Genomic DNA, 15,722 nt, shown 5'->3' on the forward strand with positions numbered 1-15,722 from the left:
ATTCTCTCTTTTTATCCGATGACTTACCCGCTCTAATACTCCCATCGCACTCTGTGAAAGCGATTCGCACCAAATCGAAGATTTGGACTCTCTGCTTTTCTTCAAGTAGGAGTAAAGAGCGGCTATGTCCCTGGATAACGACTTCTAAGCTTCAGATGGAGTTAAAACTCCACCTGAAGCCAAGAATTCTGTTTATACTATACAGCTTATTATTAAGTATGAAAAATCTGAGTAAGAAAAAAACCACGCCATACTATAATCTCGTATGGCATGGTTTTTTTCTTCTATATTTTTATCTATTATCTTTGACTTACCATAGTCTTTTTTCATATCAATTCCTCCAATATTTCAGTATTTTGATCTAGTAATAAAATCAACTTTTTATCATTAATCACTCTAGGAATCTTCACTTGATTTACTGAAGCTCCCTTTTTTAAAAGCTCTTTTCTAACACTTTGAAAAGTTCCACATTTTACAACCTGTAATTTCAAAGGTGAAATCCTGTTAGCTTTTAGAGCTGCTAAATATCGTGGATTAGCTCCACCTAATGCTTTTTCTAGAATAGATCTATTTTGTTCAATATTATTTATCAATCCTTTAGGATTATTTACTTCCACATAAAATTTATAGAATCCAACAGTAGAACTTAAATCTTGAATAACAGTATAATCTACAAGTTCAGCTCCCCAATTCTTTGCTGCTGTCATTACAGCATGCTGTACTGCTGCTTCTTGTGTTTTTTCCGCAGCAATATTAAGCAGCTGACCTTTTCTATATAAAAATTCAATAACAGGACTTTCGTGATAATAATTTACAACTTTAATTACATCTCCAAGTCGATAACGATAAAAACCAGAATAGTTAGTTACCACTACCTCATAGCTTTCTCCTACTTTAAGCTCGTCTATATTTAAAGCTATTGGTTTTTCTGAATCTTGTTCACTTAAAGGTATAAATTCAAAATAAACACTTCCAGGAACAACTACATAAGTTGTATCATTTGGTTTAACTGCCATTCCAATAAGAGCCTCTGTTGCTCCATACACTGATGAAAAAACAGGTAATTCACCAATAAAGTATCTAAGCTTATTAATGTAGATACTAAAACTTCCCCCTGCCACGCAACTCACATAGTGCATATTGGGCCATATTCTTCTACTAATCCCATCCATGCCATTAGTAAACTCTTTCTTAAGCTCTTCTGCTCTTTTAGGATTAGGTTCCATTTTCTTCTCTAGTGTAATTTTAATTTTAGGATCAAGCTTCAACTGTCCACTAATAGTTCCTTCTGCTATATCTTTTATTAGTTCTCTCCAATTTTCTTCCATAGCCCCAAAGATTTGAACTATATTTGATGGAAAAGGAGATGCTATATATGATAGATTTTTTTCCTTTAACGCAAACAATAAGTGTAAATAATTTGCAACCTGCTGTTCAGGAATTTCAAGCACTTCAATTGGCGAAATCCAAATATAAGGCAATATACCTTTCATTGCCTTAATGCCTTCAGAGGTACCAGCTCCAGCTGGAATTCTTCCTTCCGTTATTAATGATGGCTTTGCCATATTCATCAGAAACATCCCCCTACCACCTTTTTTCGCAGCTGGAATAGAATTATACAATAGACCCTGATTTAAAAAGTTCATGTAACTATTATTTATTTTTCTAGCTCTTGTAGTGACTGGAATATATTTTTGTTGACCTGTTGTACCTGAACTCAATCCAAAGTATTCTACCTCTTCACAAGTTAGTATATTTGATTCACCCTTTGCAATTCTTTCAATAAAATTTTCATAGTCGCTATAACTTGTTATCGGTACATTTCTCTTATAATCCTTAACGTCTTTTATATCTTTAAAATTGTGTATCCGACCATATTCACTTTTTTTGTTCATTTCTAAAATTTCCATCAAGACGCTTTTGTTCACTTTTGCAGCTTTTTTGTATTCCTGTTAAAGTTTTTATAGTATCTATTAGAAATTAAGTCAAATGAAAAATTTAGCGCTGATTGAATAATATCCATTTTTGCATCAAAACCTCCATTTTATCTTATAATCTATTTACACAAAATGAACAACGTTCATTTCGTTTTAAAAAAAATTAATGCTTAATAAAATATACTTTTATTTTTAATGAACCACGTTCATATTATACTTCATAAAAAACTGCATGTCAACATTTATGAATTTTATTTGCAATTTTAAAACAAAAAAGCTTATCTCAAACTACTCCTATTGTATATGAGTTGTCTGAGATAAACTTTATATATCTAGCTATTTTAAACTAATAACATATCTTACCGAAAACACTAAGGATAAATTTCCTACTGCACTCTAGATTTCTTAGCTATACCTTCATACAAATAGTTAAGATATTCTATTTCTACACCTTCTTTTTTCAGCATTTCCATTCTGATGTTTGCCTTATTTAAAGCTTCCTTTGATTCATCAAAGTCCTTTTGTTTTACACAAGTACTTGCATATTCTAGCAAATAATCAACCCTTAATACTATTTCTGCCAAGTCTTCTTTACCCTCATTAACCAGATCCACTAATAAAGAATATATTTTAGGAGAAGTTTTTACCTTAGCATTGTTTAATAACTCATTATTTCTAGCACTTTTTTTTGCCACTTTATATCACCTCTTTATGTTGTCTTAATTAGACTATAATAATTACTTCTGTACCATCCTTATTTCTTATATCCACTAACTTTAACCCCTTATATTGTTTTAAAACATTAAAACTTTCTTCAAGCTTTTTAAAGTCAATACAATCAATATATTCAATACTATCTGACGGAATATTTTTTCTTACAATTGAACTATTGGCAAATCTACATCTTAATTTTACAATACCTAATCAACTAAAATAAACTCTTATCAGTTAGCATCTGAAATCAATTTATCCTTCTCATTAAGAATGGGTATATTGAATAGTTGAGCTGTTAAAAGCACACCTAGAAAGAATAATCCCCCAGCCAACATATACATTGCCACTAAGGAAAATTGAATCTTTAACCAACCTGCCAAACTCATCGTTATTACCATAGCCCCCATGAAAAGCGGATTTAACACTCCATTTACTCTTCCCACAAATTCTTCTTCTGTAAGTTGAAGAATTAATGTGTTTATACCAATTTGGATACAAGGCATAAACAATCCATTCAAGAATTGAAATGCAAGAGTAATTATCCAATTTGTAGATAACCCAATCCCTACAATTGAGATTGCGTTAGCAAGCATTCCAATGGCAAGCAGTTTTTGAGGGCTTATCTTTTTCGAAAGACCGAGAAGCACACCACCACCTATAAGCATAGCCGCACCATTTGCTGCAAGCAACCATTGTAGGTTTTCCTTTGGTAATCCCAATCTTTCCATAATAATAAAAATTCCAAGAGGTTGAATAATACCAACTGCTAAACCAGCTATAGCAAAAACGCCACCAAGTATAGTAAGTACTTTTCTTTCCCAAACATAACGGAAGCCATCACTTAGCTCCTGCCAAAAATTTGCCTGCAACTCCTTATTTTCTTCTTTTTCATCTGTTGGAAGAAATGTCAATACTGCAGCTGATAACAGAAATGCTACTCCCATTACCCCAATTGCAATATTAATACCAAATCTTTGATATACCAATGTGCCCATCATTGGTCCTATAATCATAAAAATTGCCATTAGTGTTTGAAACATAGCCATACCCATCTGGAGTTTTTCAATGGGAACATGAATTTTAAATAACTTCATTGCAGAAGGCTGAGAAAATTGTGAAAGTATAGATGAAATAAAAGTTACGAAAAATACAGCTTGCCAAGTACTAAAAATTATTGTAAATAATACTATTAATACAGAAATAGCACTTAATAAATCACACCATACCATTGTGCGTTTAGGACGCCAACGATCTGCATAGGTTCCACCTATAAAAGAAAAAATGAAAATTGGTGCAAATTCTGCAACAGAAATCATTGAAACAGCAAAAGGATTATTATGTGTTTTCTCCATTACAAACAAAAGTATTGCAAAATTACGAACCCATATTCCTATTTGCAGTAAAATACCTGAAATCATAATAACTTGAACAAAACGATTGCGAAAGATACCCGTCGTATCGGGTGTATTACTTTTCATCTTACCACTCCTTTAACTTAATACAATATATAGTTCTAAATATAAAAAATAAATTTTTACTCATTTTACGGTATATCAAATTATAATAGTAACCTCTGTACCATCACTACTGTGCACATCTACTAGTTTTAATCCCTTATATTCTTTTAAGATATCTAAACTTTCTATAAGCTTTTTAAAATCGATACAATCAATATATTGAATGGTATCTTGTGGAATATTCTTTCTTACAATTGAACTATTTACAAGCCTGCATCCTAATTTTGCAATCCCTATAGGTATAGGAAAGAATAGCCTAATACCTCCATTTATTCTTATATATAACCTCATCATACAATTTCTCCTACAAAAATATTAACCTTTTATAGCCTAGATAACTATTTATGATGTCTATTCTATAACAATTTCTACGATATCTCCCTGCGCACTTTTAACATCTACCAATCTACCTTCAATGTCTGAACTTACAGAATCAAGAATTATCTGTATGATATCTTGAATATCTATATCTAATCCTTCTATTTCTTTTATTGGTGGAAGCTTACTTATAGCCCCTCCTACTGCCTGAACTAATCTAACAGGAATAGTTACATTTACTGAATCATTGTCTTTTGAAAGTACTTTTATCTTAATCATTTTGTCATTTCTTTTAACCATTAGCTCTTCCTTGTTATTTCCCAATACTGCTATAAGTTCTGCTGCCTTTTCTGAGCTTATTTTGCCTTCTTCCACCATCTTTAATATTCTTACTACTTCTTCTTTCATTTTAAATTTCCTCCTATATATTTATATTATTCTTCTTTCATCATTTTAATCGCTTCTTCAGGAGTTATATCTCCTTTTTCAAGCATATCTATTATTGTCTTACTTCCTATTGATGTTTTTTTAATTACTGTATATCCTAAAGCTGATACTACATCATCTAACTTAGCTCTTACAGTAGGATAAGAAATACCCAGTTCTTTCTCTACATCCTTTATGTTGCCTCTGCATTTTACAAATACCTCAATAAAATTTATATGTTCATTATCTAAATACTCTAGTTTGGAAAGTTCAAATTCATTTTCAATTACTGTAGAACACTTTTGGCATTTCAATTTTATTATATTTAATTTAGAGTCGCATACAGGACACTTGCTTATTAATTTATATGCCATTTTCTCCACCTCTTTCATTTAATTTCATTATAACATTTTTATTGATTATTTCAATATAAAAATTAACAAAATTAATAAAGTAAATCTAAAAATTAATTTTATTAATTTATTATTCAATAAAAATCAAATCTTCCTTGATAAATTAATTTTATTGAATGTTTTTATTTATTTTATATGTAAGCCAAGTAGGAGCTGAATAAAATAATTATTCAGCTCCTACTTGATTTATTTTCATTTTAAACTAATTGTTTAATTCTTTAATTTGAGCTACAAGTTCAGGAATAATCTTCTTATAATCTCCAACTAATGCAAGATCAGCTACTTTCATTATAGAAGCATCTGCATTTTTATTTATAGCTATAATATAATCACTATCCTGCATTCCAGCTAAATGTTGTATTGCTCCCGATATACCACAGGCTATATAAAGATTTGGTCTAATTGTCTTACCAGTTTGTCCAACTTGATATGCTTTATCTAACCATCCATTGTCTATAGCCGCCCTTGATCCTGCTATTGTTCCACCTAAAACATTAGCAAGTTCCTTTAATAGTTCAAAGCCTTCTTTATTTCCTATTCCTCTTCCGCCAGAAACTATTATTTTAGCTTCTCCAATATCCGTTACTTGTTTGGTAAGTTCAACAACTTCTTTTGTCTTCGTTCTTATATCCGATTCTGTTAAATCTATGGATGCCTTTTGAATTTCTCCATTTCTTGATGTATCCTTAGCTAACTTTTCAAATACTCCAGGTCTTACTGTAGACATCTGTGGTCTGTGATCTCCACAAACTATTGTGGCCATTAAGTTTCCACCAAAGGCTGGTCTTGTCATAAGTAGGTTTTTGTTTTCTGGATCTATATCAAGAGATGTACAGTCTGCTGTTAGCCCTGCAGCAAGTCTTGCTGCCACTCTTGGAGCTAAATCTCTTCCCATAAAGGTAGCACCGACTAGTATTACTTCTGGTTTTATATCCTTTGCTAAGTCGCATATGACTTTTGCATATCCATCTGTTGTGAAGTGCTTTAATAGTGGACTATTAGCATATATTACCTTATCTGCTCCATAGGCTACTAACTCTTTTGCTATATCATCTATATCACTTCCAAGTAAAAGAGCTGTTAGCTCTACACCTAACTTGTCTGATAATTCTCTTCCTTTTCCTAACAATTCTAAGGATACCTTTTGAAGCTTTCCTTCTCTTTGCTCAGCCAATACCCATACGCCTTTATAATCTGCTATGTTCATTGTAACTACCTCCTAGATATAGTGTTTTTCTTTTAATTTTGAAACTGCATATGCTGCTGCTTCTTTTGCTGGTAGGTTTACTAATTCACCTTGTCCTTTTGCTTCCTTAGTCATTGACTTCCTAACCTTTGTTGGTGATCCAGCTAATCCAAGAAGAGATGTATCTACATCTATATCAGCTGCACTCCATACTTTTATTTCTTTCTTGTATGTTTCAAAGATATTTGACATATGCATGTATCTTGGTTCATTTAGTTCTTTTATAGCTGTTAGAAGAACTGGAGTCTTGACCTTTATTACTTCGTATCCATCTTCCCATGCTCTTTGTACTTTTAATGCATCTCTCTCAACCTCTACTTTTTCTACATAAGTGATTTGCGGGATGTTTAAATGCTCAGCTATTTCTGGTCCAACCTGTGCTGTATCTCCATCTATAGCCTGTCTTCCTGCAAATACTATGTCATAGTCTAGTTTTTTTAGTGCTCCTGCTAGTGCATTTGATGTTGCCAATGTATCTGCTCCAGCAAAAGCTCTGTCTGATATAAGTATTGCTTCATCTGCTCCCATAGCTATTGCTTCTCTTAAAGCTGCTTCTGCCTGTGGTGGCCCCATACTTATTATAGTAACTTTGGCTCCTACCTTTTCTTTTAATACAAGTGCTTCCTCTAAAGCATTTTTATCATCTGGATTTATTATTGATGGAACTCCTTCTCTTATAAGGGTTCCTGTCTTCGGATCTATTTTAACTTCTGTTGTATCTGGAACTTGTTTTAAACAAACTACTATATTCATTAATGTTGTCCTCCTTGTCTATTCTTATCTAAATATGCTTCCTGAAATAACCATCTTCTGAACCTGTGAAGTTCCTTCATAGATTTCAGTTATCTTAGCATCTCTCATCATTCTTTCAACTGGATATTCCTTTGTATATCCATATCCACCAAATAATTGAACAGCCTTAGTTGTTACTTCCATAGCAATATCTGCTGCAAATAATTTAGCTCTTGCTGCATCTACAGAATACGGAAGCCCAGCATCTTTCTTACATGCTGCTTTGTATACTAAGTGTTTTGCTGCTTCGATCTTTGTATCCAATTCAGCCACTATCCAAGATAGTCCTTGGAATTTATCTAAGGATCTGCCGAACTGTTTTCTTTCTTTCATATAAGCTACCGCTTCATTGAAGGCACCTTCTGCTATTCCTAACGCTTGAGCTGCTATACCAATTCTTCCTCCATCAAGAGTGCCCATAGCAACACCAAATCCTTTTCCTTCCTTGCTTAATAAGTTTTCCTTTGGTACTATACAATCTTCAAATATAAGCTCAGTAGTTGAAGATGCTCTAATTCCCATCTTCTCTTCTAACTTACCTATTGAGAAACCTTTAAAGCCTTTCTCAACTATAAATGCTGAAATTCCCTTTGTGCCCTTACTTCTGTCTGTCATAGCAAATACTATAAAAATATCAGCTGCTCCACCGTTTGTTATGAATATTTTTTGGCCATTGATTATATAGTTATCTCCATCAAGTACTGCTGTAGTTTGCTGCCCTGAAGCATCTGTTCCTGCGTTTGGCTCCGTTAAACCAAAGGCTCCTAACTTTTCACCCTTTGCAAGAGGTATTAAGTATTTTTGCTTATGCTCTTCAGTACCATATTTATCAATTACTGAAGCACATAGTGAAGTGTGAGCTGAAAGAATAACTCCAGTAGTACCACAAACCTTTGATAACTCCTCAACTGCTAATATATATGAAAGAGTATCTCCACCGGCTCCGCCATATTCTTTAGAAAATGGTATACCCATCATTCCGTATTTAGCCATCTTTTTCACTGTTTCCATAGGGAACCTTTCAGTTTCATCAATTTCTGCTGCTAACGGCTTAACTTCATTCTCAACAAACTCTCTTACCATTTGTTGCACTAATTGTTGTTCTTTTGACAATGTAAAATCCATAATTAGTCCTCCTATCTATTTCTAAAAGTTTTATCTCTTTTTTCTATAAATGCTGTCATGCCTTCTTTTTGATCCAACGTTGAAAAACATAGTCCAAACACTTCAGCTTCATATGAAATACCAGTATCTATATCACATTGCATTCCTTTAGCAATAGCTACCTTACAGAGTTTAACGGCTATTGGTGCTTGAGCCGTTATAGTCTTTGCCAGTGTCTTAACCTCTTCTATCAACTGTTCTGGTTCAACTACTTTATTGACTAATCCTATTCTTAATGCCTCTTGTGCATCTATTATTTTTCCTGAGAATATAAGCTCTTTTGCCATTCCTTCACCAACAAGTCTTGATAATCTTTGAGTTCCCCCAAAGCCTGGAATTATTCCAAGGCCAACCTCAGGTTGTCCAAATTTAGCTTTTGATGAAGCTATTCTAATATCACAAGCCATTGATAGTTCGCAGCCTCCACCTAATGCAAAACCATTAATAGCTGCAATTACTGGCTTTTCCATGTTTTCTAACTTTCTAAAGACCCTATTACCTAATAAACTAAAGTCTCTTCCCTCTATAGTATTAAGATCTTTCATTTCAGCTATATCCGCACCTGCCACAAAAGCCTTTCCCGTTCCAGTGACTATTAGTGCAAAAATTTCCTTGTCTTCTGATACGTCATTAATAGCAGCATCTAATTCTCTTAAAGTTTCTGAATTTAATGCGTTTAATGCCTTAGGTCTATTAATTGTAACTATCGCAACTTTGCCTTCTTTTTCAAGAATTATATTCTTAAATTCCATAATAACTCCTTTCATATAGCCCTACTTACTAACTTATATAGATATCTAACCTGGATATTAGCGGTATTCATGGGGTACCCCTATTAATACCTTGGTTAAGTCAATTATCGAAGTTAGATATCTATATAGGGAAACAAACTAGAAAGTTAACTTATACAAAGGGATATGTTTCCAAAGCCCAGGGTATAAGTTAACTTTCAGCCTAGTACCCCTATATCTCCTAGATTCGTTCAACTATAAGCGCTGTTCCCATTCCTCCACCTATACATAGAGTTGCCAGTCCAGTTTTTACATTTCTTCTTTTCATTTCGTATAATAGTGATACAAGTATTCTTGTCCCTGAAGCTCCAATTGGATGTCCAAGAGCTATAGCTCCACCATTTACGTTTACTTTATCCATATTAAACTTTAAATCTTTTGCAACAGCTAAGCTTTGAGCTGCAAATGCTTCATTTGCTTCAATAAGATCTATATCTTCTATTTTCAAACCAGATAATTCTAATGCCTTTTTAGTTGCATAAAATGGTCCGTATCCCATTATTGATGGTTCTAGCCCTCTCTGTCCATAAGAAACTATTTTAGCAAGAGGTTTAACTCCTAGTTCATCAGCTTTTTCTGCACTCATTACAATAACTGCAGCAGCGCAATCATTTATTCCTGATGCATTGCCAGCAGTCACTGTACCATCTTTCTTGAAAGCTGGTTTTAACTTTGTCAAAGATTCGATTGTTGTACCAAACCTTGGAAATTCGTCTTTTTCAAATATGACTTCACCTTTTTTGTCTTAATAGCTACTGGTGCTATTTCCTCTTCAAATTTTCCAGCTTTTATAGCCGCTTCTGTTTTATTCTGTGATGCTAGTGCAAACTGATCCTGTTCTTCTCTAGTGATTTCCCACTGCTTGGCTATATTTTCTGCAGTTATTCCCATATGATATTTGTTAAATACATCTGTTAATCCGTCATTTATCATCTCGTCAATTAATTCTCCATTGCCCATTCTCTGTCCCCATCTTGCATTGTTTAAAAGGTAGGGAGCTCTTGACATGTTTTCCATGCCACCAGCTATAATTACATCTGCATCTCCAGCTTTTATTATTTGACATGCTAATGAAACCGCCCTTAAACCTGAGCCGCAAACCTTGTTTATAGTCATGGCAGGAACTTCAACTGGAATACCAGCCTTAACCATCGCTTGTCTAGCTACATTTTGTCCGAGTCCCGCCTGCAAAACATTTCCCATTATTACCTCATCTACTATTTCGGGTTTAATACCAGCTCTACATATAGCTTCTTTTATTACAATGGCACCTAAATCCACTGCTGACACATCTTTTAATGTACCTCCAAAGGAACCAATAGCTGTTCTTGTTGCACTGACTATAACTACTTCTCTCATTCTTTATTACCCCCTTTTTGTATAAATTCTTATTTACATCTCAAAAATGCACTCTAATTTTCAATATTTATTTTTCCCTTCTTTTAACTATCTCAGTTATTGCAAAAGTAGCTACATCATCAGCATATTTCCCTGGACCAAACCCTGCATCATAACCCAGTTCTTTTGCAAGCTCATGGGTTATTCTTGGTCCTCCACAGATTAAGATCACCTTATCTCTTAAACCTTCTGCTTCTAGAAGTTCTACGAGCTCCGTTAAGTTTTGTATATGGATATTCTTTTGAGTAACTGTTTGAGACACTAAAAGTACATCTGCTTTAAATTCTATTGCCTTTTTAATAAACTCTTCATTTGGAACTTGGCTGCCCAAATTATGAGCTTCCATCATTTCATATCTCTCTAGCCCATAGTGTCCAGCAAAGCCCTTCATATTCATAATAGCGTCTATTCCGACAGTATGGGCATCGGTGCCTGTACTTGCTCCAACAACAACAACCTTACGCTTTATATTATCTTTAATATATTTATTCGCTTCACTCATATCCATAGTATGAACATCAACAGTTTGAACCTGAATTGAAGTATAATCAACAGTATGTGTTAAGCTACCATATACTACACAGAATGTGAATTCCTTGTCTAGAGCACAGTGATATGCTACCGAAGGATCTTCTAATCCCATCTTTTTTGCTAGTATCTTAGCTGCTTCCACTGCCTTGTCTCCGTCTTTTACCGGAAGGGTAAGACTAACTTGAACCTTACCATCATTCATTGTATCTCCATATGGTTTCAACCTTGTTAAATCTAAATTTTTATCAAATCCTTTTTTATCCGTTGAATATAATCCCCCACCCATTAACATCTACCTCCTTACATTACCTATACGGCACCTATGCACTGGTCATCTGTTTTATCTTTTAACATCATAGCTATAAATGGATTAAAATAATCCTTTCCTTTTTCAATTACTCCATCTAATCCCTTTCCTCCATCTATTGGCCTCTTAACTCCTGCAAACACTCCTCTTTCAAGAGTCTTGAATAATCCTATAGACTCTATCTCTTGTAAAAGCTCACAGGCTTTGTTTAGTACTTCAGACGCTCTTTCTTCCATTATGCCACCTTTTTTAAAACTTATTTCTTCACCTAAATCTTCCATGGTATTAAAAATATATCTGGCATTTTCTATAGATAATGCCCTATCAGACATAAATGGGGTATGAATAGCTTCCGTAAGCATTCCAAGTAGATGAAGCTTTTGAGAGGTTAATACGGTAATCATATTAAATAATGCATCTTGAACGTGACCCTTAAATATATTTCCTGTCATGAATTTTGTAGGAGGCATATATTTTAATGGCGCCTTTGGGAATATTTCTCTAACCATTTGAGCCTGAGCTAGCTCATATAGAAATCCATTCTTTAGTTCAGGATTAATTTCAAACGCATGTCCTAGTCCCATCTGTTCTTCAGGAAGCCCCGAAAGAAGAGCAAATTGTTCATTAATAAATTGGGAAGCAAGTACTGTATGAGCTTCCTCAACTGCATCTGAAGTAGTTAAGTAGTTATCCTCACCAGTATTTATGATTACTCCTGCAAATCCATTAATTATTCTAGAAAAATATTGATCCACAATAGTTCTCTTCATATTTATATCTCTAAATAATATTCCATAAAGAGCATCATTAAGCATAACATCTAATCTTTCTAAAGCTCCCATAGCTGCAATTTCAGGCATACAAAGTCCTGAACAATAGTTACAAAGTCTTATATATCTTCCTAATTCTTCTCCAACTTCATCTAAAGCTTTTCTCATAAGCTTAAAGTTTTCTTGAGTAGCAAAAGTTCCCCCAAAGCCTTCTGTTGTTGCACCATAAGGCACATAATCCAATAAGCTTTGGCCTGTTGTTCTTATTACTGCAATAATATCTGCTCCTTGCTTTGCAGCAGCTTCAGCTTGAACTATATCTTCATATATATTTCCTGTTGCAACAATTACATATAGATATGGCCCTTTTTTGTCTCCAAACTTCTGAAGATATTGTTCTCTTTTATCTCTATTTTTTCTTATTATTTCAACTGTTTCTTTTGCAATTCTATTAATGGCTATCTTTATTTCAAATAAATCTTTCATTGGAAGCTTAGTTAAATCTAGCTCTTTTTTCCCAACTTTTTCTGCTATCTCCTGCGGAGTTAGATTTGTATTGACTATTGCATTTCCTATAAATAAAGCTGCTCCCATTGAAAGCCCATTTCCCTTTTCTATGTTATCAACTACCACGTTAGGAAGAGGGACTCCATATTCATCTACTCCGTCAATTCCAAGAAGTCTACATATAGTTCTTTCTACAGATACAGTGGTATTTTTGTTAATGAATTCTTGAGTATATATCGCTATATTTTTAGCCGCTTGTCTGCTCTTATCCACTACAGTCCAGTCTAAATTTAATTTACTTTCCATAGTTTTTTCCCTTCTTTCCCTCTGATATATCACTTAATTTTGTAATCATCGTTATAATATTTTTTTGCTATATTTATAACCTCATCTTCCAATCCAAGCAGTACACATATATTTAAAGCATCCTTTGGAACTCCACTTTCTTTTGATACTATCTCCAAGCGGTATTCCATATGATCTTGTATTATTTCTACCGAATATCTTTTATTTAAATCAATCTTGTATTTTAAAGAATTAAAATCTATATTTTTAAGTCCTATTACTTGATAGTGCTCCATATCATCATCAGCTATTCCATCGTAGTGAGTTGAAATAAGGCTTACGGAACCGAAATTTTTCAAATACTTCGACACAGATTTAACTAAATAATAGCCTTCCTTAGGATTTGTTCCTCTAGCAAATTCATCTAAAGCAATAAAGCCTTTTTTCTTTTTTGCATCCTCAATAACTTCTTTAAGCTTAAGTATTTCAGCTCCAAAGGTGCTAAGTCCCTTAGATACTGACTGCATATCATCTGATATAAAATGTATAAAATCCAATGTTGGTACTACTGCATACTTTGCAAATACAAAAAATCCACACTGAGCAAGTAGAAGATTTAAAACTATAGTTTTTAAAGCGACACTTTTTCCGCCCATATTTGCTCCAGTTACAATAGTAGTACCTCTTTTAAGCTGTATATTTAAGGCTGTAAAGTTTTTGCCTTTATTCTCTAAAATCTCAGCAATCATAGGGTTAAATACATCTTCAAAAACAATCTCCATCTTGTCTGAAATCTCTGGCTTTACCCCTTTATATCTTAAAGTTAACTTTGCCTTTGCTAATAAAAAATCAAACTTACCAATATTTTCAATACTCTCTTTTAATATATAACAATACTCTTTTATTTTCTTAGTCAACTTTGTTCTTATAACTAATTCTTCTTCCTCTTCTTCTAATACTGTATTTAATCGTTCTTCTTTAAGAGCTTTAAGCCTCAAATCATCTTTTTCTATTATTATTTTTTCTTCAAGTCTTTCTTTATCCGCTCTAATTTTCTTCAATTTTTCAGAATAGCTATTATATATATAAAAGGTAGGAATTCTTTTGCCTTCTGGATCTAATATATTAACTAGATTTTCAAGAGAGTGAAATCTAAAATCTACAATATTTAAATTTAAACTTTCAAAAGCTAATAAAAACTCATTCATCAATAATCCGAAGCACTTTATCTCATATAACTCTATATCATCTAAGTTATCTAGGTTCTCACATCTTTTTATAGAACTTCTAATATCTTTAATTCTATAAAATATTCTTTCTATATCATTATAAATTGCTTTATTAATCCTTAAATTTTTACACATAATATCTAGAATGTTTAGTTCATTACACAACTTATGAATTTCATTTCTTTTAAAAGGCCTAATATTCTTTTTTTCCTGAACTCCATATGGCGTTATAACTTCTAGCTTATCTAATATAAATGAAAAACCTATTTGTTCTCTTTGCTCATCATCCAAAAACTTAATATTAATCACCTCCAACTACATCGAAAACTGGCAAGCTTATATTTTTTCTAAGTTCATCTAAAAACTTATGTCTATCAAATTCATATCCATAAGGTGATTTAGGATTACATGTAATACATATTAAACTTATCTTATTAAGTACCTTTAGTATTCCTCCCTGCTTTTGAAACTTATAAAAGGTCTCTCTTTCTGCAAAACATTTAGTTCCATCTTCTATTAAGAAAGTGACTCCTTTATATTTTTCTGTAGATTTCATAATATCTCTTAAAAGTTTATCTGATGCTATGCCTTTTATAACTACATGACTAACTTTTTCCTTTAAATTTTCACATATTTCTCTAGAAGCCTCTAATGAAGTCAATATATCTAAACACTTTATAGTCTTATCTTTATATATAAATCCAATTTTTGAACTTTTCCTTATCTCTCTACATAGTTCTAAAATTTTCTTGTCATTCTCTGTTTCTAATGATAATAATTGGGCTATATAACTAGTATTATCTACTACCTTATTAATACTCCTTCCAAGTGATGCTCCAGTGGATAATATTGCAGCTTCAGTTACTACTGGTGAAGCTAATGTCTTTCTGCTAAGAGCTCCATCTACTATAACTAATTCACTACCATATTCTAAAAGATTATGACATATATTTTTCATAGCAGAATTTATTGAAGGCCCACCTAATTCCACATATCCATCACTTAAAGCTCTAGTTATAATAACTTCTCCCATGGGAGTGTTAATTCCGGTGGTTTTTATAATTTCTTTAGTAATGTCGCTATTTAATAAACACTGTTTGGCAGTAGCTACATAGGTGCCCTTTTCTATATAAATTTTTGGCTTTTCTGTATAGGTAACTCTATCACTATCTTCTCCATCTCTACCTATGGAGGTAAGACCAAGGGAGATTCTTCCCCTGGCCTCATTTAAAATATAGTTCAACACTGTGGTTTTACCTACATTTTTATCCATACCTATTATGGATATTGTCTTATACCCTTTTATTCTTTCTAATATATTTATTTTTCTCATATTTACTGATACCTCATGAGCTAAACTAAAAGTGTATTATTACA

15 protein-coding genes and 1 pseudogene are annotated in these 15,722 nt (G+C 33.0%); all 16 read right to left on the minus strand.

The genetic code is table 11. From position 1 onward, the window contains the following. Nucleotides 1-192 precede the first annotated feature (192 nt). Entirely contained in the window at nucleotides 193-330 is a 138-nt protein-coding gene (locus tag RCG18_RS25440) for a hypothetical protein (protein ID WP_308038767.1), read from the minus strand. Then, on the minus strand, nucleotides 327-1,910 hold the full coding sequence (locus RCG18_RS25445; RefSeq protein WP_308038768.1) for a GH3 auxin-responsive promoter family protein: 1,584 nt from the start codon (nucleotides 1,908-1,910) through the stop codon (nucleotides 327-329). The genes RCG18_RS25440 and RCG18_RS25445 overlap by 4 nt, the downstream gene beginning before the upstream one ends. A 413-nt stretch (nucleotides 1,911-2,323) precedes the next feature. Beyond that, nucleotides 2,324-2,632 (minus strand): hypothetical protein, encoded by a 309-nt coding sequence (locus tag RCG18_RS25450; RefSeq protein WP_308038769.1) that lies wholly within the window; start codon nucleotides 2,630-2,632, stop codon nucleotides 2,324-2,326. A 249-nt stretch (nucleotides 2,633-2,881) separates the two neighbouring features. Further along, a complete protein-coding gene (locus tag RCG18_RS25455) occupies nucleotides 2,882-4,129 on the minus strand; it encodes an MFS transporter (RefSeq protein ID WP_308038770.1) in 1,248 nt (415 codons plus the stop codon). 75 nt (nucleotides 4,130-4,204) lie between these two features. Further along, nucleotides 4,205-4,462, minus strand: a complete 258-nt coding sequence (locus RCG18_RS25460) for a hypothetical protein (protein ID WP_308038771.1) — start codon at nucleotides 4,460-4,462, stop codon at nucleotides 4,205-4,207. A 57-nt stretch (nucleotides 4,463-4,519) separates the two neighbouring features. After that, complete coding sequence (locus RCG18_RS25465; protein WP_308038772.1) at nucleotides 4,520-4,894, minus strand: hypothetical protein; 375 nt, start codon at nucleotides 4,892-4,894, stop codon at nucleotides 4,520-4,522. Nucleotides 4,895-4,920: 26 nt separating this feature from the next. Beyond that, the gene (locus RCG18_RS25470) at nucleotides 4,921-5,286 is read right to left on the minus strand and encodes a DUF2089 domain-containing protein (protein ID WP_308038773.1); all 366 of its coding nucleotides are present in this window, start codon (nucleotides 5,284-5,286) and stop codon (nucleotides 4,921-4,923) included. 241 nt (nucleotides 5,287-5,527) lie between these two features. Then, nucleotides 5,528-6,532 carry an electron transfer flavoprotein subunit alpha/FixB family protein gene (locus RCG18_RS25475; protein WP_308038774.1) on the minus strand — a complete coding sequence of 335 codons (1,005 nt, stop codon included), beginning with the start codon at nucleotides 6,530-6,532 and terminating at the stop codon, nucleotides 5,528-5,530. A 12-nt stretch (nucleotides 6,533-6,544) separates the two neighbouring features. Continuing rightward, nucleotides 6,545-7,324 carry an electron transfer flavoprotein subunit beta/FixA family protein gene (locus RCG18_RS25480; RefSeq protein ID WP_308038775.1) on the minus strand — a complete coding sequence of 260 codons (780 nt, stop codon included), beginning with the start codon at nucleotides 7,322-7,324 and terminating at the stop codon, nucleotides 6,545-6,547. Between the two features lie 24 nt (nucleotides 7,325-7,348). Next, entirely contained in the window at nucleotides 7,349-8,488 is a 1,140-nt protein-coding gene (locus tag RCG18_RS25485; RefSeq protein WP_308038776.1) for an acyl-CoA dehydrogenase, read from the minus strand. 11 nt (nucleotides 8,489-8,499) lie between these two features. Continuing rightward, nucleotides 8,500-9,279, minus strand: a complete 780-nt coding sequence (locus tag RCG18_RS25490; RefSeq protein WP_308042115.1) for a short-chain-enoyl-CoA hydratase — start codon at nucleotides 9,277-9,279, stop codon at nucleotides 8,500-8,502. Nucleotides 9,280-9,499: 220 nt separating this feature from the next. Next, nucleotides 9,500-10,677 (minus strand): annotated as a pseudogene (locus tag RCG18_RS25495) (acetyl-CoA C-acetyltransferase). Nucleotides 10,678-10,744: 67 nt separating this feature from the next. After that, the gene (locus RCG18_RS25500) at nucleotides 10,745-11,533 is read right to left on the minus strand and encodes an OAM dimerization domain-containing protein (RefSeq protein WP_308038777.1); all 789 of its coding nucleotides are present in this window, start codon (nucleotides 11,531-11,533) and stop codon (nucleotides 10,745-10,747) included. Nucleotides 11,534-11,556: 23 nt separating this feature from the next. After that, on the minus strand, nucleotides 11,557-13,137 hold the full coding sequence (locus RCG18_RS25505; RefSeq protein WP_308038778.1) for a lysine 5,6-aminomutase subunit alpha: 1,581 nt from the start codon (nucleotides 13,135-13,137) through the stop codon (nucleotides 11,557-11,559). A 29-nt stretch (nucleotides 13,138-13,166) separates the two neighbouring features. Beyond that, nucleotides 13,167-14,654, minus strand: coding sequence for a hypothetical protein (locus tag RCG18_RS25510; protein WP_308038779.1), 1,488 nt, complete (start codon nucleotides 14,652-14,654; stop codon nucleotides 13,167-13,169). Then, nucleotides 14,647-15,678 carry a hypothetical protein gene (locus RCG18_RS25515; RefSeq protein WP_308038780.1) on the minus strand — a complete coding sequence of 344 codons (1,032 nt, stop codon included), beginning with the start codon at nucleotides 15,676-15,678 and terminating at the stop codon, nucleotides 14,647-14,649. The genes RCG18_RS25510 and RCG18_RS25515 overlap by 8 nt, the downstream gene beginning before the upstream one ends. Nucleotides 15,679-15,722 lie beyond the last annotated feature (44 nt).

Source organism: Clostridium sp. OS1-26 (genome assembly GCF_030915445.1).
In the GTDB taxonomy this organism is placed as follows: Bacteria; Bacillota; Clostridia; order Clostridiales; family Clostridiaceae; genus Clostridium_AM.

What these genes read in the sequence shown, in the direction of transcription:
- RCG18_RS25440 (WP_308038767.1), bottom strand. Translation starts at nt 330, where the DNA reads ATGAAAAAAGACTATGGTAAGTCAAAGATAATAGATAAAAATATAGAA.
- RCG18_RS25445 (WP_308038768.1), bottom strand. Translation starts at nt 1,910, where the DNA reads ATGGAAATTTTAGAAATGAACAAAAAAAGTGAATATGGTCGGATACAC.
- RCG18_RS25455 (WP_308038770.1), bottom strand. Translation starts at nt 4,129, where the DNA reads ATGAAAAGTAATACACCCGATACGACGGGTATCTTTCGCAATCGTTTT.
- RCG18_RS25460 (WP_308038771.1), bottom strand. Translation starts at nt 4,462, where the DNA reads ATGATGAGGTTATATATAAGAATAAATGGAGGTATTAGGCTATTCTTT.
- RCG18_RS25465 (WP_308038772.1), bottom strand. Translation starts at nt 4,894, where the DNA reads ATGAAAGAAGAAGTAGTAAGAATATTAAAGATGGTGGAAGAAGGCAAA.
- RCG18_RS25470 (WP_308038773.1), bottom strand. Translation starts at nt 5,286, where the DNA reads ATGGCATATAAATTAATAAGCAAGTGTCCTGTATGCGACTCTAAATTA.
- RCG18_RS25475 (WP_308038774.1), bottom strand. Translation starts at nt 6,532, where the DNA reads ATGAACATAGCAGATTATAAAGGCGTATGGGTATTGGCTGAGCAAAGA.
- RCG18_RS25480 (WP_308038775.1), bottom strand. Translation starts at nt 7,324, where the DNA reads ATGAATATAGTAGTTTGTTTAAAACAAGTTCCAGATACAACAGAAGTT.
- RCG18_RS25485 (WP_308038776.1), bottom strand. Translation starts at nt 8,488, where the DNA reads ATGGATTTTACATTGTCAAAAGAACAACAATTAGTGCAACAAATGGTA.
- RCG18_RS25490 (WP_308042115.1), bottom strand. Translation starts at nt 9,279, where the DNA reads ATGGAATTTAAGAATATAATTCTTGAAAAAGAAGGCAAAGTTGCGATA.
- RCG18_RS25500 (WP_308038777.1), bottom strand. Translation starts at nt 11,533, where the DNA reads ATGGGTGGGGGATTATATTCAACGGATAAAAAAGGATTTGATAAAAAT.
- RCG18_RS25505 (WP_308038778.1), bottom strand. Translation starts at nt 13,137, where the DNA reads ATGGAAAGTAAATTAAATTTAGACTGGACTGTAGTGGATAAGAGCAGA.
- RCG18_RS25515 (WP_308038780.1), bottom strand. Translation starts at nt 15,678, where the DNA reads ATGAGAAAAATAAATATATTAGAAAGAATAAAAGGGTATAAGACAATA.